The sequence below is a fragment of the Kitasatospora sp. NPDC127067 genome, from assembly GCF_042724755.1.
Taxonomy (GTDB): domain Bacteria; phylum Actinomycetota; class Actinomycetes; order Streptomycetales; family Streptomycetaceae; genus Kitasatospora; species Kitasatospora lactacystinica.
In genome coordinates this window covers 1-19,804 of record NZ_JBHXEM010000041.1, presented here as the reverse complement: position 1 = coordinate 19,804, position 19,804 = coordinate 1, and the positions used below count along the sequence as shown (strand labels likewise).

Below are 19,804 nucleotides of genomic sequence, written 5' to 3'. Positions count from 1 at the left end.
GCCTCCTACGGTGCGGAGCCGTCCGGCAGCGGGCGCTCCGGCCGCTGGTGCTCCGGCAGCGGGCCGTCCGGCAGCCCGGGCAGGAAGCCGTCGGAGAGCTCCTCGCCCGCCAGGGCGGCGTCCACCCGGGCGCTGATGTGTGCCCGGGTGGTCGGGCAGTCGAGCGGGCGGTCCCGACTGCACAGCAGCATGTGGGTGAGGACGGCCGCGGCGTGTTCCAGCCGGCGGGCGCGGGCGAGCATCCCGTCCCGCTGGGCGTGCAGCATCGCCCTGCGCTCGGCCGCCTGCTCGCTGGCCAGTACGGCGGCGGTCCCGCTGACCGGGATCATCCCGTCCACGTGCCAGAGCTGGACCAGGGCGAGGCGTTCCAGCGCCTCCCGGTCGTAGTGGCGGACCCGGCCGCGGCGCACGGCGGGGGCGACCAGGCCGCACTCCTCGTAGTAGCGCAGGGCCGGCACCGAGAGGCCGAAGGCCGCCGCGACCTCGGTGATCGAGTGGAGCTCCGCCATCTGCCGCCTCCTCCGTCGGGGGTGGGCCCCGACCGAATCATGCCCGGACCGGATCGTGTTCGGGCCGGGTTGCGCTCAAGCGCGCTTGAGCGAGAAAGCTTAGGCAAGCCTAACCTCCTGTCGAAGCGAAGGGCCCTCCCCTCATGCCGCCCACCGATGCGCCCGCCACCACCGCGCCGGTCACCGCCGTACCCGCGCACGCCGTACCCACGCCCGGCACCCCCCGGGCCTCCGGAGCCCTGCTCGTGCTCGGCTTCGTCCTGCTCAGCCTCAACACCCGGGTCGCGTTCGGGCAGATCGGGCCGCTCGCGCCGGTCGCCGGATGGGGCCCGGGCACCGTGACGCTGCTCGCGCTGCTGCCGCCGCTGTGCATGGGCCTGTTCGCACCGCTCGGCGCCCTGGCCCGGCGGCGGCTCGGCGAGGAGCGCGGACTGTTCTGGGCGAGCGTGCTGCTGCTGGTCGGAGCGGCGCTGCGGACGGCGGGCCTGCCCGGGCTGTACGCGGGCACGGTGCTGGTGGCGGTCGCGGTGGCGGTGGTGAACGTGCTGATCCCGGTGTTCGTCCGGGCCCGCTTCGCACCCCGGCGGATCGGCACCATGACGGGCGTCTACGCGCTGTCCATGGGCGCCGGTTCGGCGGTCGTCGCCGCGTTGGTCGCGCCGGTCGCGGACGCCTGGTCCTGGCAGGCCGCGATCGCGATCGCCGTCGTCCCGGCGGCCCTGGCGGCGGCCGGCCTGGTGCCGCAGCTGCGGGTCGCACGGGAGCTGCGGGCCGCACCGGAGCCGGCCGGGCCCGCCGCACCCGTCGGACGCCGACCGGTCGGGCGGACGGCGCTCGGCTGGAGCCTGACGGCCTTCTTCGGCGTCCAGACCCTGGTCTTCTACGCGACGCTGGCCTGGCTGCCCACCCTCCTGGTCGACGCGGGACTGAGCCGGACCGCCGCCGGCACCGACCAGGCCGTGCTGATCCTCGGCCTCGCCGTCGGCGGGTTCCTCGCCCCGACCCTGGCCGCCGCCCGGACCGACCAACGGCCGCACATCCTGGGCGTGGTGGCCGTCTGCGTCCTCGGTCTGCTCGGCCTGATGCTCGCCCCGGCCGGCGGGGCCCCGCTCTGGGCCGCCGTCCTCGGCATCGGCATGGGCGGCGGACAGGCGCTCGCCGCCGTCCTGTTCGCCCGCCGGGGCACCGACCCGGAACACGTCGCCGCGCTCTCCACCATGGCCCAGACCTGGGGCTACCTGCTCGCCGCCACCGGCCCCGCGCTCGCGTCGGCGCTGCGCACCGCGACCGGCACGTGGACCGCACCGTTGCTCGCGATGGCCGGCCTGCTGGTGGCCGGCTGCGTCCTCGGACTGCGGGCGGGGCGGGCTGTCACAAACCCGCGCCGGGATCCGTCGGACAGGTGACCGCACGGTCCACCCACCCGCTCGGAAGAAGAGGAACGCCACCATGAACACCCGCCCGATCACCGCCGAGGTCCCGCTGCGCCCGCGCATGGCCCAGGACCCGGTGGAGCTCGTCCCCGAGATCTCCGAGGTCTCGGCCGCACTGTTCAAGGCCACCGGCAACGGGTCCGTCCCCCGGAGCACCATCAGCCTGGTCCAGCTGCGGGCCGGCCAGATCGCCGGCAGCACCTACCTGACCGTCCTGCACACCGGTTTCCTCCGCACGGCCGGCGAGTCCGAGGAGCGGATCGCCTCGGTCGCCGGCTGGCCGGACTCGCCCTGGTTCACCGCCCCCGAGCGCGCGGCACTCGCCCTGGTCGAGGCCGTCCTCCGGCCCAGCCCGCACGGCGAGCGGGTGTCGGACGCGCTGTACGCCGAGGTCGCCGGGCACTACGACGACAAGGCGCTGACCACGCTCATGCTCGCCATCGGCCAGGTCAACTTCTTCACCGCCATCGCCCTGGTCGCCAAGCCCGTCCCCGGCCGGTCCTTCACCGACCCCTGGGCCTGACCGGCCCCGCACCCCTGCGGCCCGCCCGGCCGATCACCGGGCGGGCCGTTCCGGTCGACCGATCACCCGTCCCGGCATAGGCTGATCCGCGCCCGAACGGACTTTCGTCCGGTCGGGCCGAGGCGGGCCGACATACCGGAGGGGGCGTGCCCGCAGCACACGAAGGATCACAGGGGGGACGGCGCCATGTCCGGGGAGCGGAAGAACGACCAGCACGACGAGTACGACCGACATGACCAGTACGTCGAGGACGGCGGACGCAGCGGGCACGACGGAGTCCACGGGCACGACGGGCTTCACGGGCACGACGGGCTCCAGCCGCAGGACGGATACGGCGCCCACCGGGAGTACGACGAACTCGCCGACGACGACGTCCGGTACGAGCCGTTCGACGAGGACGAGGGGCAGGACGACGGCGGGGCCCCGCGCGGATCGACCGCGCGCCGGGTCGTGATGGTGGCGGCCGGCGGGGTGTTCGCCGCCCTGCTGGCGGTCGGCGGCTACGGCGCCTACAACGTGCTGAACGCCGTGACGGACAACGGCCCGTCCGGCGGCCACCAGGGCGCCGGCACCGTGTCGAAGGCCCCGCAGGACCCGCCGACCGCCGAGCAGGCCGAGGCGGCGGCCAAGGAGTTCCTGGCCGCCTGGAGCCGCGGCGACATCGCGGCCGCCGCCGGTCTGACCGACCGGCCGGAGACCGCCCGCGCCGCGCTGACCGCCTTCCAGGAGCAGGTGGGCCCCCGCTCGCTCGCCCTGACCGGGACGGGCCGCGCCCAGGCCGACTCCCCGAGCGAACCGGCCCTGGGCTTCCGGGTGAAGGCGGAGTTCGAGGGCACCCCGGACGCCTGGGAGTACGACGGCGTGCTGAGCGTCGTCCGCTCCCAGGACGGCCGGCCCGTGGTGCGCTGGAAGCCGTCCGTGATCCACCCGCAGCTCGCCCAGGGCGGGACCATCGCGGTGAAGGCACTGCCCAACGCCGTCTCCAAGCCCACCGACCGCAAGGGCCGGCCGCTCGACACCTTCCCGTCGCTGCGCGCCGTCCTCCCCCAGATCGCCCCGCCGGACGGCGCCGCCACCGTCACCGGCCGGGCCGTGGTGCTCTCGGGCCCGGGCGGCGGCGGCAGCAGCGAGCCGGAGCAGTTGTTCGTGCTGACCCCGCCGAGCGCCCCGCAGGTCAAGCTCACGCTGGACGCCGACCTGCAGCAGGTGGCCGAGGAGGCGGTCAAGCAGCAGTCGGCGAACGGCAATCCGGCCTCGCTGGTGGCCGTCCAGCCGAGCACCGGGAACATCCTGGCGATGGCGTACGCCCCGCAGGGCGGCTTCAACCGCGCGATCGCGGGCGGCCAGGCGCCCGGCTCGACGATGAAGGTGATCACCGCGGCCGCCCTGCTGGAGGCCGGGGTGGGCCCGGACACCGTGGTGCCCTGCAAGGCCACCACCTACTCGCCGCGCGCCTGGCACAACGACGAGCCCGGCGACTTCCCGTCCTACACGCTCGCCGACGACTTCTCCCACTCCTGCAACACCGGCTTCATCGACAAGGGACTTGAGAAGCTCCAGCCCGGCACCCTGGGCACGGTGGCCCGCGACCAGTTCGGCCTCGGGCTGGAGTGGCACATCGGCGTCCCGAGCCGGGACGCGACCGTCCCGGCGCCCGGCAACAAGGACGAGGCCGCGGCCTCGTACATCGGCCAGGGCCGGATCCAGGCCAACTCGCTGGCGATGGCCTCGGTCGCCGCCACCGTGCAGAGCGGGACGTTCCGCCAGCCCGTGCTGCGCGAGGACGCCAAGCGGGCGACGGCACCCGGCAAGCTCCCGGCCGACGTCGCCCGGGACCTGCGCGCCATGATGGCGAAGACCGCCACCCAGGGCACCGCCCGTACCCCGATGGCCGGCCTGTCCGGCCAGATCGGCGCCAAGACCGGCACCGTCGAGGCCGGCGGCCAGGCCAGCAACAGCTGGTTCATCGCCTACCGCGGCGATCTCGCCGTCGCCGCCGAGGTCGAGGGCGGCGGGCACGGCTTCAGCGCGGCGGGCGTGGCCGCGGCCCAGGTGCTGAAGGCGGGCGGCAAGGGCTGAGCCGACCGCCCCCCGGCCCCCGGCCGGGCCGGGATGTCCGGCGCGCACCGCCCGCGTGCGCGCCGGGGCGCGTGCGCGGGGGTGGATTGGAGCAAGTGCGGTGGCGCGGAGTGTGGTTCAGGCGGTGCCTTCGCCCTGGATCAGGCGGAGGTCCGGCACGCCGGGGAACGGAGGGGTGTGCTCCGCCTCCCGTTCGGCGATCAGGTCGGCCAGCATCCGGGCGCCCATCGCGCGGAACCCGGCCTTGCGCTCCTCGTCGGCCTCCTCCTCACCCGGGTAGAGGATGGCGTGGACGGCCCCGTGCTCGTCGTCCCAGGTGTAGCTGCGGTACGGCGGCGGGCCGGGCTCGCCCGCCCCTTCGGCTTCGCCCGCCCCTCCGGTCTCGTCCGTCGTTCCGGTCTCGTCCGTCATGGGAACCTCCGGTGGTCTTCCTCGGGTGGTCTTCCGGTATGGGAAACGATTCGGGAGCAAAAAGGGCCCGGTCCCGCCGCGGCCGTCCGCCGTGCGGCGGAGCGCGGCGGGCACACGCGGGCACGCACGGCCGCCGGTGAATCCGGACGGCTTCCGCTGGGCCAACTTCCGTATGCCGACCGTCCACTTAACGGCACGTCAGCGCTTGATAGCGTCGACCGGGACGCCGCGTCACCACGGCGCCGCACCTCCCACGAAACGAGAGAGCGCCACATGGCCCCCAGGACGATCCGCCGAGCCGTCATCCCCGCCGCCGGCCTCGGCTCCCGCCTCCTGCCGCTGACCAAGGCCACGCCGAAGGAGATGCTGCCCGTCGGCGACAAGCCGGTCATCGAGCACACCGTGCGCGAGCTGATCGAGAGCGGCATCACCGACATCACCATCGTCGTGAACGGCGACAAGGGCCTGATCCAGGAGCACTTCCGCCCCAACCCCGTCCTGGTCGAGCAGTTGCGCCGGGACGGCAAGGCGGCCTTCGCGGCGGCGGTCGAGGAGGTCGGCGAGCTGGCCCGCAAGGGCCACATCAGCTACCTCTACCAGCACGGCCCGTACGGCAATGGCACCCCGGTGCTCAACGCCGCCCGCCACTTCGGCGACGAGCCCTGCCTGGTGCTCTGGCCCGACGACGTCTTCGTGGCCGAGGTCCCCCGCGCGCAGCAGCTGATCCGGGCGTACGAGCAGACCAACGCGCCGGTGCTCGCGCTGATGCCGATGGCTCCCGAGGACTCCTACCGCTACGGCGTGCCGGTGGTGAAGGAGGACCTCGGCGGCGGCTCGCTGCGGATCACCGGTCTGGTCGAGAAGCCGAAGCCGGCCGACGCGCCCTCCTCGTACGCGGCGATCGGCGGCTACGTCATCACCCCCGGCATCGTCGACGAGCTGCGCGAACTGACGCTCCGCTGGCACGAGAAGCCCGAGGACGAGGTCTACCTGACCGACGCCATCAACGCCTACGCGGCGCGGCGCGCGGTCTACGGGCAGGTCATCGCCGGCACCTGGTACGACACCGGCAACCCCGCCGCCTACCTGCGCGCCCAGTTCGCCGCGGCGCTCGCCAACCCCGAGTACGGCCCCGATCTGCGCCGGCTCGCCGCGGAGCTCTCCCCGGCGGTCGCCGGCTAGGCGGTACGGCCCGTGCCCGGCGGGGCTCCGCCCACCGGCCGGTGAGCGGAGCCCCGCCGGTCAGTGGTCGGCTGATCAGTGGTCCGGCAGGTCAGTAGTCCGGCAGGTCGAAGTCGAGGGCCGCCCGGAAGGCAGCTTCCAGCTTCGGGTCGGACTGCCCGAGGTTCGTGACGGTCTCGGACCGGGCCTTCCGGTCCCCGGTCACGTCGAGGATCGCCTGGTTGGCGGCCACGTGGTCGCGCAGCCGCCGCTCGTAGGCGGGGTAGGCCGCGTGGTGGTCGCCGTCGGCCGCGCGCAGTTCGCCCGCCAGGACGTAGGCGGCGGTCAGCGCCACGCTGGTGCCCTGGCCGGTGGCCGGGGAGCAGCAGTAGCCGGCGTCGCCGAGCAGGACGACGCGGTCGTTGGACCAGCGGTCCATCCGGATCTGGGCGACGACGTCGTAGTGGAAGGCGTCGGACTCCCGCATCGCCTCCAGGAAGCGCGGCAGCTCCCAGCGCGCGTGGGCGGAGCGCTCGGCCACCAACTGCCGCTGGCGGGCCGGGTCGCGCGGGAGCATGTCGTCGATCGGCTCGTCGCTGTGGAAGCCGACGAAGACGCGCAGTTCGCTGTTGCCGCGGACGGTCATCGCCATGCAGAACCAGTTCGGGTCGTCGCCGTCCCGGTGGGCGATCTCCCAGCGGTCGAGACCGAGGTGGTTGGGCGCGCTCCAGCCGGCGACGTAGGTGTTGATGGGGTGGAGGTAGTCCGCCTCGGGGCCGAAGACGAGGCGCCGGGTGTTCGAGTGCAGGCCGTCGGCGCCGACGACCAGGTCGAAGGAGCGCTCGGTGCCGCCGCGGAACCGGACGTCGACGCCTTCCGGGTGCTGCGCCAGGGTGGCGATCGAGTCGTCGAAGCGGTACTCGACGCCGGGCCCGGCGGTCCCGGCGGTCCCGTCACCCGCGGCGCCACCGTCCGCTCCGGCGATCAGCTCGGCGAGTTCGTCGCGCAGGATCTCCACGTCCGGGCCGCCGATCGGCCCGCCGCTGGCCGTCCACTCGGTGGTCCTGCGCAGCTCGCGGCCGTCCGCGTCGACCACGGACATCCCGCGCAGCCCGGTCCGGCGGGCCCGGACCTCCTCCAGCAGCCCCATCCGCTCGACCACCGTCAGGGCGGTGCCGCGGATGTCCACCGCCTGCCCGCCGCCGCGCAGCGAGGGGGCCCGCTCCACGACCGTGACGCGGAAGCCGTAGCGGTTCAGCCAGTGGGCGAGCGCGGTGCCGGCGATCCCGGCGCCGGAGACCAGCACCGAGGTGGGGCGGGTGCCGGAGTGCGGCCGGATGCTGTTGGACATGGTGACCTCCCGTGGGTTGCTCCGTTTCAACACCAGCGTGGGCCGGGGCACTTGCACCGCGCGGACAGGACGCGGACAGGGCGCTGTCGCCGCTGACAGGACACCGGCGGCGCGCTGACAGGACGGCGACCGCTCAAGCCTCGGCGGGGCGCCGTGACCGATCGGTGGACGGTGTGTCATGAATCTGCAACAGCGCCCCCACCAGGCGCGATACGAATTGCCCGGGCACCGGACGGCCCGTATGGTGCTCGGACGCCGTCGCGCGGACGGCTCGGGGGACGCACGAGGGGGAACCATGGCGCAGGGGTCGGGGTACGCGATCCAGGCCGGCGGGGCCGAGGGCCAGGCGAAGGCGCTGGACAAGGCGTCCGGGGACGAGGGCACGATCGGGACGGCGATCAGCGATCCGGTGTGCTACACCGCTGACGTGTTCGGGGGCGAGGACGTCGATCCGGCGTACCAGAACTTCAGCAGCTCCTGGCAGGCGCAGAGCGCGACGATCAAGAGCGCGCTGAGCGAGCTGGCGGGCAAGGTCCGCGGTTCCTCGGCCGGCTACCAGTCGGCCGACGGCACCGTGGTGAAGGACCTCGTGGCGGCCTCGGGCAGCGGCGGGTACCGGCCCTTCGGCTGAGTCAGGCACACGGGCCGCGGCCGAACGCGCGGCTGTACGCGTGTCCGAACGCGCAGCCGAACGCGCAGCTGTACGCGCAGCCCGGCGGCCGACGAGGAGCCGACGGGCAGCGGCAGGAACCACACCACGGGCAACGGGAACGGGGCGAACGAGCCGCCATGGCAGGCGAATCCACCACGCAGCGCTGCAAGGCGCTGAGCGACCGGTTGAAGGACGTCCGCGAGGCGGACAGCAAGAACGGGCTGATCTCCGCGATCAAGGGGGCCCTCGCGGTCCACGCGCCGGTCGGGGACCCGGGCACCATCGAGGCCACCGGCAACCGCTACAAGAACGCGGCCGCCGACTCGAACCAGCTCCACCAGGACGTCCTGGCGGTCGCCACCGCCGGGCTGCCGGACGTCTGGACCGGTTCCACGGGGGCGAAGGCCGCCGAGGTGGTGGCCGCCGCGGCCCGCGCCGTCGACGAGCAGACCAGCGCGCTCCACAACGGCGGGATAGCCCTGCTCCACCTCGCGGACGCGCTGCGCAACGCCCAGGGCCAGGACAGCGCCGCGCGGTCCGCGCTCCAGCAGGTGCTGGGCTCGCTGGGCGGTGAGGACGGCTGGTTCGACGACTGGTTCGAGGGCGACGACGAGGAGGCGGCGCGCAAGAAGGCGCAGCAGGCCGCCGTGCCCCAGGTCGACGCGATGCTGAGCGCCGCCAAGCGCGCCGACGAGGCGGCCCGTGCGGCGGCCCGCGACCTGAACAAGCTGGCCTCCGAGGCCCGCGCGGGCAAGATGAAGACCGGCGCGGTCACCGCCGCCGACAAGCTCGTGCTGGCCGAGACCTCCGGTCCGGACGGTCCGACCGAGCTGAACGAGCTGTTGACCGCCAACGACATGAAGCGGTCCGGCGAGTACCTGGACAGGATGAACGAGAAGGACCGGGCGGACTTCGAGAAGCTGCTCGCCGACTCCAAGTCCCCGCAGGAGCGCGCCTATCTGATGAAGGCGCTGGCGGCCGGTCACAACATGGACGAGATCCGCGCGTTCCAGGGCAAGATCCACGGCAAGGACCCGGAGTGGCTCCGGACGCACCTGACGCCCGTCCACACCGAGGACGACGACACCACCAGCGGCGGGACCAACGGCGACGGTTCCAACAAGAACACGGACGAGGTCACCTTCGACGGCGCCCGCTGGCAGCAGGCGAACACCGAGGGCACCTGCGTCGCCTCCTCCACCGTCACCGCCCGGGCGATGGTCGACCCGCTCTACGCACTGGACCTGACCGGCGGGCCGACCGGCCAGGAGGACGACCCGGCGGCGTTCCAGCAGCGGCTGCTGGCCGAACAGCACCGGGTGCACCAGGAGGGCGACGGCGGCGACAACTGGGACGGCATGGGGGCGGACGGCAAGGAGAAGGTGCTGGAGAAGGAGGTCAGCCCGCACACCGGCGCCGACTTCGACTACAAGAAGATGCCGAATCCCGACGACCGGCGCGAGCTCCTGCCGGACATCGAGAAGGCGGTCGCCGACGGCAAGCCGGTGCCGGTCGGGGTGGAGGGCTACGACAAGGACGGCAAGCGGTCGGGCCACGCCATGATGATCGTCGGCCAGGAGGGCAACATGCTGCAGATCTACAACCCGTGGGGCACCACCACTTGGGTCAGCGAGGACGACTTCGTCAACGGCCGCATGGGCGGCGCCTCGGACAACCGGCTGCCCACCGCCTACGCCGTCCACCTGCCGAAGTGACCGGGACGGTGCGGATGTTCACGAGGATGCCGGTCCGGGCGGCGGCGCTGGCGGCCGTCCTGGCGGCCGGGCTGACGGCCTGCGGGCAGGACGCGAAGGCCGCGCGGAACGGGCCGGAGCGCGGCCGGGTGCTCGGCGCGGAGGAGCGCTCGGTCGACCTCGCCGTCGGCGAGCGCTTCACGGTCGCCGTCCCGGACAACACCTCGGCCGGCGACCGCTGGAGCGTCGTGGACCCGAGGCCGGACGCAGCCGTCGCCGCCCTGGCCGACGAGCGACTCGACCTCCCGGAGAAGTCGAAGACCTCGGACGGCGTCGGCGGCACCCGCTTCTACACTTTCGAGGCCAAGGGCCGCGGGACCACCGCCGTCACCCTCCTCAACTGCTTCCGCAGCTACTGCAACCTGCCCGCCCCCAGCGACGAGAACAGGAAACTGGTCGTGCGCAACACCTACACGGTGACGGTCCGATGAGCCCCGACGACCGCTTCCGCCCCAGGACGGACGACGAGCTGCGGCAGCTCGACGTGTCCGCCATGCTCCGCTACGGCCTGGCCTTCGCCGGCCCGCACCGGGCCGCGCTGTTCGGCGAGGGCGCCATCGCGGCCGCGCTGGCCGCCGACCGGCTGGGGGTGCTCCCCCGGTCGCTCGCCTTCCTCGCCGAGGTGGTGCGCAGCGGCGGCGCCCGCTACGCCGCCGACCTCCCCGAGCCGCTCCCCGGGACGGAACCGGCCCGGCTCGCCCGCGACTGGCTGGGTTCGGCGGCCACCACCGTCACCACCGTCGACGGCGACCAGTTGCTCGCCCGCTGGCTGGAGGCCGTCGCGGAGATCCTGGGACTGCGCCGGGACGTCCGCGGTGGAGCGGGGGGCTGAGGGGCGGCCCGGCCCGGGGCCGGTCCTGCGGATCGGGGTGAAACGGAGCGTTACTGCTTGACAGGGTGCGTAATACTGTAACGCGATACGCCCGCGGACCACGGCCCCGCGGCCCCGCCGGGTCCCTGTCCCCGCAGCTCGGAGCAGCACATGCACCCCTTCCTCGACCACCCCGGGCCGCTCGCCTTCGCGCACCGGGGCGGTGACCTCGGGCGCCCCGAGAACTCGTTCGCCGCCTTCGAGGCCGCCGTCGCGCTCGGGTACCGCTACCTGGAGACGGATGTTCACGCCACCGCCGACGGCGTGCTGGTGGCCTTCCACGACTCACGCCTCGACCGGGTCACCGACCGCGCCGGGGCGGTGGCGGAGCTGCCCTGGGAGGCCGTCAGGCGGGCCCGGATCGGCGGGACCGAGCCGGTGCCGCTGCTGGAGGACCTGCTCGGCGCGTTCCCCGGCGCCCGCTTCAACATCGACGTCAAGGCGGCGCCGGCCGTCGGTCCGCTGGTCGAGGCGATCCGCCGGACCGACGCCTGGGACCGGGTCTGCGTCGGCGGCTTCTCCGACACCCGGCTGGCCGCCGTCCGCGCCGCCGCCGGCCCCCGGCTGGCCACCTCGCTCGGCCCCCGCGAGGTCGCCCGGCTGCGGCTGCGTTCGCTGGCCGAATCGTTCCTGCCGTCCGCCGGTCCGGGGCCGCTGTCCCGGCGCCGGGGGGCTCCGTTCGCCGGGCTGTGCGCCCAGGTGCCGGAGCGTCACCGGGGCGTCCGGGTGGTCGACCGGGCCTTCGTCCGCACCGCCCACCGGCTCGGGCTCCAGGTGCACGTCTGGACTGTGGACGATCCCACACGGATCAGGGCTCTCCTCGACCTGGGCGTGGATGGCATCATGGCCGATCGCATCGACGTCCTGCGGGACGTCCTCGGCGAGCGCGGCTGCTGGACGGACGGCAGTACCGGCTCCAGCACGGTGATGGGGACCCCATGAGCACCACGAACTCGGCGACGCACCTGCCGGACGACCCACCGACCGATCCCGCCGCCGGCCCCGCGGCCGCCGACGACGACGGACGGGCCCTGCGCCGGATACAGTTCGGCTGGTACGTCAACGACTGGGCCAACGCCGCCTTCTCGGCCACCGTCCTGACGGTGTTCCTCGGCCCGTACCTGACCTCCGTCGCCAAGGACGCCGCCGACGCGGCCGGCAATGTGCACCCGCTCGGCCTGACGATCCGTGCAGGATCGTTCTTCCCGTACACGGTCTCCTTCTCCGTGCTGCTCTCGGTCGCGGTGATGCTGTTCACCGGCACGGTCGCCGACCGCACCGGACGGCACAAGGAACTGATGTGCGGCTTCGCGTACCTCGGCTCGCTCGCCACGATGGGGATGTTCCTCCTCCAGGGCGACCGCTACCTGCTCGGCGGCGCGCTGCTGGTGGTCGCCAACATCTCGTACGCGGTCTCGGTCGCGCTCTCCTACGCCTACCTGCCCGGCCTGGCCTCCCCCGACGAGCGCGACAAGGTCTCCTCCAAGGGCTGGGCCTACGGCTACGCGGGCGGCGGACTGCTGCTGATCGCCAACCTGGCGCTCTTCCAGGGCCACGACGCGTTCGGCCTGGACTCCGGCACCGCCGTGCGGATCTGCCTCGCCTCGGCCGGCCTGTGGTGGGCGCTGTTCACCGTCGTCCCGATGCTGCGGCTGCCCTCCCGGGCCGGCATCGCCCCCAGCCCCACCGCCGCCCCGGCCGAGGACGGCGAGCCCACCGGCGGCAGCCTGCGCCAACTCGCCGACACCCTGCGCGGCATGCGCAAGCACCCGCTCACGCTGCTCTACCTCGCCGCCTTCCTCTGCTACAACGACGGCATCCAGACCGTCGTCTCCCAGGCCTCGCTCTACGGCAGCGAGGAACTCGGCATGGAGCAGACCTCGCTGGTCACCGCTGTCCTCCTGGTCCAGGTCGTGGCGATCGGCGGCGCCCTGCTGCTCGGCCGGATCGCCCACCGGTACGGCGCCAAGCGGACCATCCTCGGCTCGCTGGTCGGCTGGGTCGTCACGCTGGCCCTGGGCTACTTCATGCCCGCCCACCAGCCCGCCTGGTTCTACGCCCTGGCCTGCATGATCGGCCTGGTGCTCGGCGGCAGCCAGGCGCTCTCGCGCTCCCTGTTCTCCCACCTCGTCCCGCCGGGCAAGGAGGCCGAGTACTTCAGCTTCTACAAGGTCAGCGACCGCGGCACCAGCTGGATGGGCCCGCTGGTCTTCGGCCTCGCCTACCAGATCACCGGCAGCTACCGCTCGGCGATCATCTCGTTGCTGATCTTCTTCGTCATCGGTTTCGTCGTCCTGCTGAAGGTGCCGGTCCGCCGCGCCATCGAGGCCGTCGGCAACCCGGTGCCCGAACGGCTCTGACGGCGCCTCCGCCTCCGACGGCCCTGTCGGCCCGCCCGACGGACCCGGGCCCGGCCGCTCCCCCGACCGATCGGGGGAACGGCCGGGCCCGGAGTGCTTCCAGCGCTCGGTGCCGCGCGTCAGCCGGTGATCATCGTCCTGCCTTCGATCGTCGTCCAGCCGCCCCAACCGCCCGGGGCCGGGTCGGCCTTGTAGGTGACGTGGTTCAGGGCGCCGTTCTGCCCGGTGGCGAAGAGGTCCAGCACGCCCGCCGTGGCGTTGAACGTCACGGTCGGGAAGCGGCCGGTGGTGAACTTCCAGTCCCCGACGGAGGTCCAGTCGCGCCACCGCTTGTCGTCGGGCTGCCACTCGGCGCGGGCGAGGACACCGTCACCGCCGACCACGAACAGCTTGAAACCGCCGGTGGCGGGGTCGAAGACCGTCGACGGCGAGCCCGCGAACTGCCGGCCGGGGATCTCGTACCAGCCGCTCCACTTCGTCATGCCCGGCGTGTAGTACGCGTGCGCGACGACCCCGTTGGCCTGGGTCCCGAAGACCTCCACGGTCCTGGTGACCGGGTTGTAGGCGGACGTGGGGCTGCCGGTGAACTTCCGGTCGTCGGCCTGGTAGTACCACTCGTGCCAGTTCTTGCCGTCCGGCAACCAGTACGTCTGGAACAACACGCCGTTGGTGCCCACCGCGAACAGCTCGATGGCGCCGGTGGCGGGGTTGTAGACGGCACTCGGGCTGCTCGCGAACTGCCAGTTCTCGTAGATGCCGTACCAGCCGCTCCACTTCGTCATGCCCGGCGTGTAGTACGCGTGCGCGACGCCGCCGTTGGTCTGGGTGGCGAAGACCTCCACGGTCTTCGTCGCCGGGTTGTAGACGGCGGTGGGGCTGCCGGTGAACCTCCGGACGTTGTCCTGGTAGTACCACTCGCGCCAGCCCTGGCCGTCCGGCGCCCAGAACGTCTGGGACAGCACGCCGTCGGTGCCGATCGCGAACAGCTCGATGGCGTCGGTGGCGGGGTTGTACACCGCGGTGGGAACGCTCGCGAACTCCCAGTTGCCACCGACCTGCGCCCAGCCGCTCCAGGTCGTGCCGTCCGGGCTGGTGGAGAACACCACGTGGCGGTTGCTGTCGACGGCGAAGACCGTGGAGGTCTTCCGGACCGGGTCGTAAACCGAGCTGCGGGCGGCCGGGTTGGCGGTGACGGTGTCCCACCAGCCGCCGCGGACCTGGTCGATCCACCCGCCGAGGTCGTCGACGCGGGAGGAGTACGCGCCGGTGCGGGTCTCGGTGGCGGGCACGCCCAGGCAGCCGCCCTGCCAGGAGCGGGAGGCCACGGCCACCAGCTCGGCCCTGCCGTTGACCTGGCGGATCGCCGGGGCGCCCGTGTCGCCCTTGCAGACCGCCGCGCCGCCGGTCCCGGTGGTGCCGATGCCGGTCGGGCTCACGGTGTCGAGGCTGAACGCGCCGCTGTGCAGCTTGTTCGTGATCCACTCGGCCTTGGTCCGGCCGTACCCGGGCACCCGCAGCGTCTCCCCGGCGCTGGGGGCGGTGGTGGCGACCGCGATCGGGGCGATGTCGGTGACGGGCTTGGCCAGCCGGGCGAGGACCAGGTCACGGTCCTGGCGCGGCGCCAGCTCCACGACCTCCGTCACCGTGCCCGCGCCGGTCGTCAGGTCGGTGCGGCCGATGGTGGCGGTGGTCTTCCACTTGGGCGCGCCCGCCGCGAGGGCCTGCGGCTGCGCCGGGTCGTCGGAGAAGCAGGAGGCCGCGGTGGCCACCCAGTAGCGGTCCACCAGCACGCCGGTGCAGGCGCGCACGTTGTCGCCGATCACCAGGCGCGCGGTGTAGGCGTAGCTGCCGTCGGCGGCCGGGTCGCCGACCACGGCGACGGCCGGGGTGAAGGTGCTCAGCGTGCCGGCGGCAGCGGCCGCGACCAGCACGCCGGCCCGCCAGGAGCGGACCTGGGACTTGCGGGACATGAGGGATCTCCCTGGAACGTTCGGGAAGGAGGGCACGCCGCAGGTGCGCGGGGTGCGGGGTGCGGGGTGCGGAGGAGATTCACCGGCCGGGGCGCGGCCCGCCCCGCGCTCGGCGGGGCGGGCGCGGACGGCACGGCGAGGATCAGACCGAGGGGCCGCCGCGGAAGCGGGCCCAGGTGGGGCCCGCCGGATCGAAGGACCACAGGGTGTTGCCGGAGTCCCGGACGTAGGTGACCGGGTGCTTGGTGACCGGGTCGAGCACGGTGTGCGGAACCGAGTCCCCGGCCAGGGTGCGGGCGAACGGCGTCAGCGTGCCGGTGGAGAAGTCCAGCGCGTTCAGCTTGTAGTCCGGGCCGTTGACGTACACCACGGTCCGCTTGCCGGCCTCGTCGGCGAACGCGACCGGGTCGGTGGCGGCCACCGGGCCGTGGTCGCGCCAGCCGGGACCCCACGGATCGGCGGACCACAGGTGGTGGGCGGTGTCGCGGACGAACGTGGTGAAGTGCCCGGTGGCGGGGTCCACGACCGTCGAGGGGACGGCGTCCGGGGCCATCGCCGTGCCGGACGTGGTCAGGGGGAACTCGACCCGGCCGGCGCTGCGGCGGTCGATGTAGTTCAGCCGGTTGTTCGGCCCGTTGAAGAAGACCACGACGTGGCCGTCGCTCGGGTTGACCACCGGCACCGGGTCGGTGGCGGCCAGGCCGCCGTAGTCGTACCAGCCCTCGCCCTGCGGGTCCACCGACCACAGGTGGTAGGAGGTGTCCCGGACGAAGGTGACCAGGTGCTTGGTGGTCGGGTCCACGACCGTGCGCGGCACCGCGTCGGGGGCCAGCGCCGTCCCGGCCGGGGTCAGGACGAAAGGGGTCCAGTGCTTGGTGGTGCGGTCGTAGGACCAGAGCTTGTTGTCCGGCCCGTTGACGTACACCATCACGTGGCTGTCGGCCGGGTCGGCGGCCGGGGTGGCGATCGCCGTGGGGCGCGCGGCGGCGTAGCCGCCCAGGTCGGACCAGCCCTCGCCCAGCGGGTCGTACGACCACAGGTGGTTGCTGCTGTCCTGGACGAAGGTCAGCGGATGGTTGGTGGCCGGGTCGACCACCGTGAACGGCGACGACTTCACCACGGTCCCCGAGGGGGTGGAGTTCCTGGTCCTGGTGATCCACGGACCGAGGTCGTCGACCCGGGCGGCGTACGCGCCGGTGCGGGTCTCTGCGGCGGGGGTGTCCAGGCAGCCGCCCTGCCAGGAGCGGGAGGCCACGGCCACCAGCTCGGCCCTGCCGTTGACCTCGCGGACCACCGGGGCGCCGGTGTCGCCCTTGCAGACCACCGCACCGCCCGTCCCCGTGATGCCGACGCCGGTCGCGCTCACCGTGTCGAGGCTGAACGCCCCGGTGTGCGCCTTGTCCGGGACCCACTCGGCCTTGGTGCGCCCGAAGCCGGACACCCGCAGCGACTGCCCGGCCGTCGGCGCGGCGGTGCCCACGTCCAGCGGCGTGACGCCGTCGACGGGCGAGGCGAGGCGGGCCATCACCAGGTCACGGCCCTCGGCCTTCACCAGCTCGACGACCTGGGCCGACTTCGCGCCGACGGTGGCGGTGGTGTTCCACTTCGGCGCGCCGTCGGCGAGCGTCTGCGGCTGCGCCGGGTCGTCGGCGAAGCACGACGCCGCGCTGAGCAGCCAGTAGTGGTCGATCAGCGCGCCGGTGCAGCCGCGCAGGTGGTCGCCGACGACGATCCGCGCGGTGGTGGCGGAGGTGCTGTCGGCCGCCGTGTCGCCGGAGACGGCACCGGCCGGGGCGAAGGTGGTCAGCGTGCCGGCGGCGGCCGCCGCCACGGCGGCCAGCACACCCGCCCGCCGGGAGCGGAACTGGGACTTGCGGGACATGCGGACTTTCCCTTCGAGTGGGCCTGCGGAGACCCGCGGGGGCGGTCGGTCTCGTGCCGACGGCCCCCGCGGGGAACGGGTGCGGGGCGGGTCAGCCGGTGGTGGCGGCGATGCCCTGGATGGCGCTGCTGTCGACCTTGTAGAAGGTGGTCCAGCTGCCGTCGGCCTTCTTGTCGGCGGTCCAGATCGCGTCGTCGGTACCGAGGGCGAACAGCCGGACGGTGTCGCCGATGGTGGTGGTGGCGACCTGCTTGACGCCCAGAACGCCGGGCACCTGGTCGAAGGTGGTCCAGGGGCCGTTGGCGGTGCTGTCGGTGGTCCAGATCTGCTGGTCGCCGCCGACGGCGAACAGGCGCACCGTGCTGCCGATCGTGGTGGCGGCGATGTGCCGGATGGAGCTGCTGGCGATCTGCTCGAAGGTGGTCCACGTCCCGGCGGTGTAGTCGCCGGTGGTGGTCCAGATCGTGTCGTCGCCGCCGATCGCGAACAGGCGCACGGTGTTGCCGACGGCGGTGGCGGTCACCTGCTTGATGGAGCTGCTGGGCAGGGGCTCGAACCCGGTCCAGGTGCCGGCGGTGTAGTCGCCCGCCGCGGTGTAGATGCGCTGGTCGCCGCCGATCGCGTACAGCCGGACCTTGTCGCCCATGGCGACGGCGGTCACCTGCCGCATGCCGCTGTTGTCCGGCACGGGCTGGGGCGGGCTCCAGTTGCCGGAGGTGGTGTTCTTCGCGGCGGTCCAGATCCGCTGGTCGCCGCCGATCGTGAACAGGCGCACCGTGTCGCCCATCGTGACCGCGCTGACCTGACGCGTGCCGATGCTGTCCGGCACCGCCTCGAAGGTGCCCCACACGTTCGTGGTGTACGCGCCCTCGTTGGTCCAGATCTTGCTGTCCCCGCCGAGCGCGAACAGCTCGCTGGCCGGGCGGGAGGCCTTCACCTGCTTGACCCAGGCGCCGAGGTCGTCGACCCGGGAGCTGTAGGCGCCGGTGCGGGTCTCGGTGGCCGGGGTGCCCAGGCAGCCGCCCTGCCACGAGCGCGAGGCCACGGCCACCAGCTCGGCCTTTCCGTTGACCTCACGGATCGCCGGGGCGCCGGTGTCGCCCTTGCAGACCGCCGCGCCACCGGTGCCGGTGCTGCCGATGCCCGTCGGAGCCACGGAGTCGAGGCTGAAGACACCGGAGTGGAGCTTGCCCGGCACCCACTCGTCCTTGGTCCGGCCGAAGCCGGGAACGCGCAGCGACTGCCCGGCCGTCGGAGCCGTGGTCGCCAGCGGCAGCACCGCGACACCGTCCACCGCCGTGGCCAGACGCGCCATCACCAGGTCACGGTCCGAACGCGGCACCAACTCGGCCACCTGCGCCGACTTGGCACCCACCGTCACGGTCGTCTTCCACTTCGGCGCACCCGCGGCGAGCGCCTGCGGCTGCGCCGGATCGTCGGAGAAGCACGACGCGGCCGTGACCACCCAGTAGTGGTCGACCAGCGCACCCGTGCAGCCGCGCAGGTTGTCACCGATCACCAGCCGCGCGGTGGAGGCGTAGGAACCGTCGGCGGCCGTGTCGCCGACCACGGCGCCGGCCGGGGTGAAGCTGCTCAGCGTGCCGGCGGCGGCGGCCGCGACCAGCACACCCGCCCGACGGGCGCGGACCTGGGAGTTGCGGGACATCAGGAATTCCCCCTGAGGAGTACGAGAAGTGGGTGCCCCGCCGGACCGGCGGCCGGGTGGCGGCCGGCCCGGCGGGACGTGGTGCGGGCCGGGTCAGCCGGTGGTGGCGGCGGTGATCGCCTTCACACCGAAGGCGCCCCCGGGGACCTCGACCCACGGCGTCCAGTTGCCGGCGTTGTAGTCGGCGTCGCGGGTGTAGACCTTGGTGTCCTCGTTGACGGCGACGAGGTGGACGACGTTGCCCTCGACGCTGCTGGAGATGGCCTTCAGGCGGTTCTCGCTGACCTTCTGCCACTGCGGGTCCCAGCCGCCGAGGCCGTAGTGGCAGTAGGTGGTGAACAGGTCGCCGCTGCCGCCGATGATCTGGAGGTCCACGGTGTTGCCGCGGGCGGCGGCGGTGATGCCCTGGACGCCGACGGCGCCGCCGGGGATCTCGCCCCACGGGGTCCAGCTGCCGTCGGGCCTGTTGTCACGGCCGTAGACGCGAAGGTCCTCATTGACGGCGAAGACGTGGACGACGCCGTCCGCGGTGGTGGCGCTGGTGATGGACTTCAGCTTGTTGACGCCGACCTGCTCCCAGCTTCCGCGCCAGCCACCGGCCGCGTAGTCGGCGTGGGTGCTGTAGAGGGAGCCGTCGGAGCCGATGATCTGGAGGCTGACGGTGTTGCCGCGGACCGCGGCGGTGACGCCCTGGGCGCCGCCGGCGCCGCCGGGCACCTCGACCCACGGGGTCCACGCGCCACCGACCCTGCCGTCGTGGGTGTAGACCTTGCCGTCGGAACCGACGGCGTAGACGTGCACGGTGTCGCCGATGGCGACGCTGTCCACGGCGGTCGGCGACGGGCTACTGGCGGTCGACCAGCTGCCGAGCCAGCCGCCGCCCTTGGAGTCGTCGACGGTGTTCCACACCCTGCTGTTGATGTCGATGATCTGCAAGTGCAGGCCGGCCTTGACCTCCGCCGTGCGGTAGCGCAGGTCGTTCACCCAGTCGCCGAGGTTGTCGACCCGGGAGCTGTAGGCGCCGGTGCGGGTCTCGGTGGCCGGGGTGCCCAGGCAGCCGCCCTGCCACGAGCGCGAGGCCACGGCGACCAGCTCGGCCTTTCCGTTGACCTCACGGATCGCCGGGGCACCGGTGTCGCCCTTGCAGACCGCCGCGCCACCGGTGCCGGTGGTGCCGATGCC

At 73.4% G+C, this 19,804-nt stretch carries 16 protein-coding genes and 1 pseudogene; 10 read left to right on the top strand and 7 right to left on the bottom strand.

The window, feature by feature from the left end:
- Positions 1-5 precede the first annotated feature (5 nt).
- Positions 6-509: a MerR family transcriptional regulator gene (locus tag ACFWJ4_RS18450; protein ID WP_380545153.1), complete on the bottom strand. Its 504-nt coding sequence runs from the start codon at positions 507-509 to the stop codon at positions 6-8.
- A 143-nt stretch (positions 510-652) separates the two neighbouring features.
- Here ACFWJ4_RS18450 and ACFWJ4_RS18445 point away from each other — a divergent pair, with 143 nt between their 5' ends.
- From ACFWJ4_RS18445 to ACFWJ4_RS18435, 3 genes are all read left to right on the top strand, one after another.
- A complete protein-coding gene (locus ACFWJ4_RS18445; protein ID WP_380545151.1) occupies positions 653-1,915 on the top strand; it encodes a CynX/NimT family MFS transporter in 1,263 nt (420 codons plus the stop codon).
- 43 nt (positions 1,916-1,958) lie between these two features.
- Positions 1,959-2,465: a carboxymuconolactone decarboxylase family protein gene (locus ACFWJ4_RS18440; protein ID WP_380545149.1), complete on the top strand. Its 507-nt coding sequence runs from the start codon at positions 1,959-1,961 to the stop codon at positions 2,463-2,465.
- A gap of 186 nt (positions 2,466-2,651) precedes the next feature.
- Positions 2,652-4,544 (top strand): penicillin-binding transpeptidase domain-containing protein, encoded by a 1,893-nt coding sequence (locus tag ACFWJ4_RS18435; RefSeq protein WP_380545147.1) that lies wholly within the window; start codon positions 2,652-2,654, stop codon positions 4,542-4,544.
- Between the two features lie 117 nt (positions 4,545-4,661).
- Here ACFWJ4_RS18435 and ACFWJ4_RS18430 read toward each other — a convergent pair whose 3' ends face one another.
- Positions 4,662-4,955, bottom strand: coding sequence for a hypothetical protein (locus ACFWJ4_RS18430; protein ID WP_380545145.1), 294 nt, complete (start codon positions 4,953-4,955; stop codon positions 4,662-4,664).
- Between the two features lie 273 nt (positions 4,956-5,228).
- Here ACFWJ4_RS18430 and ACFWJ4_RS18425 point away from each other — a divergent pair, with 273 nt between their 5' ends.
- The gene (locus tag ACFWJ4_RS18425) at positions 5,229-6,137 is read left to right on the top strand and encodes a UTP--glucose-1-phosphate uridylyltransferase (protein ID WP_380545143.1); all 909 of its coding nucleotides are present in this window, start codon (positions 5,229-5,231) and stop codon (positions 6,135-6,137) included.
- Positions 6,138-6,228: 91 nt separating this feature from the next.
- On the opposite strand, the gene ACFWJ4_RS18420 is transcribed toward ACFWJ4_RS18425, so the two are convergent.
- On the bottom strand, positions 6,229-7,467 hold the full coding sequence (locus ACFWJ4_RS18420; protein WP_380545141.1) for an FAD-dependent monooxygenase: 1,239 nt from the start codon (positions 7,465-7,467) through the stop codon (positions 6,229-6,231).
- A gap of 295 nt (positions 7,468-7,762) precedes the next feature.
- Here ACFWJ4_RS18420 and ACFWJ4_RS18415 point away from each other — a divergent pair, with 295 nt between their 5' ends.
- The 6 genes from ACFWJ4_RS18415 to ACFWJ4_RS18390 all read left to right on the top strand — a co-directional run bounded on the left by ACFWJ4_RS18415 (position 7,763) and on the right by ACFWJ4_RS18390 (position 13,104).
- On the top strand, positions 7,763-8,098 hold the full coding sequence (locus ACFWJ4_RS18415; RefSeq protein WP_380545139.1) for a hypothetical protein: 336 nt from the start codon (positions 7,763-7,765) through the stop codon (positions 8,096-8,098).
- A 158-nt stretch (positions 8,099-8,256) separates the two neighbouring features.
- Entirely contained in the window at positions 8,257-9,834 is a 1,578-nt protein-coding gene (locus tag ACFWJ4_RS18410) for a peptidoglycan-binding protein (RefSeq protein WP_380545138.1), read from the top strand.
- Positions 9,835-9,848: 14 nt separating this feature from the next.
- Positions 9,849-10,304 carry a protease inhibitor I42 family protein gene (locus ACFWJ4_RS18405; protein ID WP_380545136.1) on the top strand — a complete coding sequence of 152 codons (456 nt, stop codon included), beginning with the start codon at positions 9,849-9,851 and terminating at the stop codon, positions 10,302-10,304.
- A complete protein-coding gene (locus ACFWJ4_RS18400) occupies positions 10,301-10,705 on the top strand; it encodes a hypothetical protein (protein ID WP_359914855.1) in 405 nt (134 codons plus the stop codon). Before ACFWJ4_RS18405 ends, ACFWJ4_RS18400 begins: the two co-directional genes overlap by 4 nt.
- A 150-nt stretch (positions 10,706-10,855) precedes the next feature.
- Complete coding sequence (locus ACFWJ4_RS18395; RefSeq protein WP_380545134.1) at positions 10,856-11,686, top strand: glycerophosphodiester phosphodiesterase; 831 nt, start codon at positions 10,856-10,858, stop codon at positions 11,684-11,686.
- Positions 11,683-13,104 carry an MFS transporter gene (locus ACFWJ4_RS18390; RefSeq protein WP_380545132.1) on the top strand — a complete coding sequence of 474 codons (1,422 nt, stop codon included), beginning with the start codon at positions 11,683-11,685 and terminating at the stop codon, positions 13,102-13,104. Before ACFWJ4_RS18395 ends, ACFWJ4_RS18390 begins: the two co-directional genes overlap by 4 nt.
- A 119-nt stretch (positions 13,105-13,223) precedes the next feature.
- Here ACFWJ4_RS18390 and ACFWJ4_RS18385 read toward each other — a convergent pair whose 3' ends face one another.
- The 4 genes and pseudogenes from ACFWJ4_RS18385 to ACFWJ4_RS18370 form a co-directional block, all read right to left on the bottom strand.
- Complete coding sequence (locus ACFWJ4_RS18385) at positions 13,224-15,074, bottom strand: trypsin-like serine protease (RefSeq protein ID WP_380545130.1); 1,851 nt, start codon at positions 15,072-15,074, stop codon at positions 13,224-13,226.
- Between the two features lie 142 nt (positions 15,075-15,216).
- The gene (locus ACFWJ4_RS18380; RefSeq protein WP_380545128.1) at positions 15,217-16,956 is read right to left on the bottom strand and encodes a trypsin-like serine protease; all 1,740 of its coding nucleotides are present in this window, start codon (positions 16,954-16,956) and stop codon (positions 15,217-15,219) included.
- A gap of 91 nt (positions 16,957-17,047) precedes the next feature.
- Complete coding sequence (locus ACFWJ4_RS18375) at positions 17,048-18,622, bottom strand: trypsin-like serine protease (protein ID WP_380545126.1); 1,575 nt, start codon at positions 18,620-18,622, stop codon at positions 17,048-17,050.
- A gap of 93 nt (positions 18,623-18,715) precedes the next feature.
- Positions 18,716-19,804, bottom strand: a pseudogene (locus tag ACFWJ4_RS18370) (hypothetical protein); the annotation flags it as partial.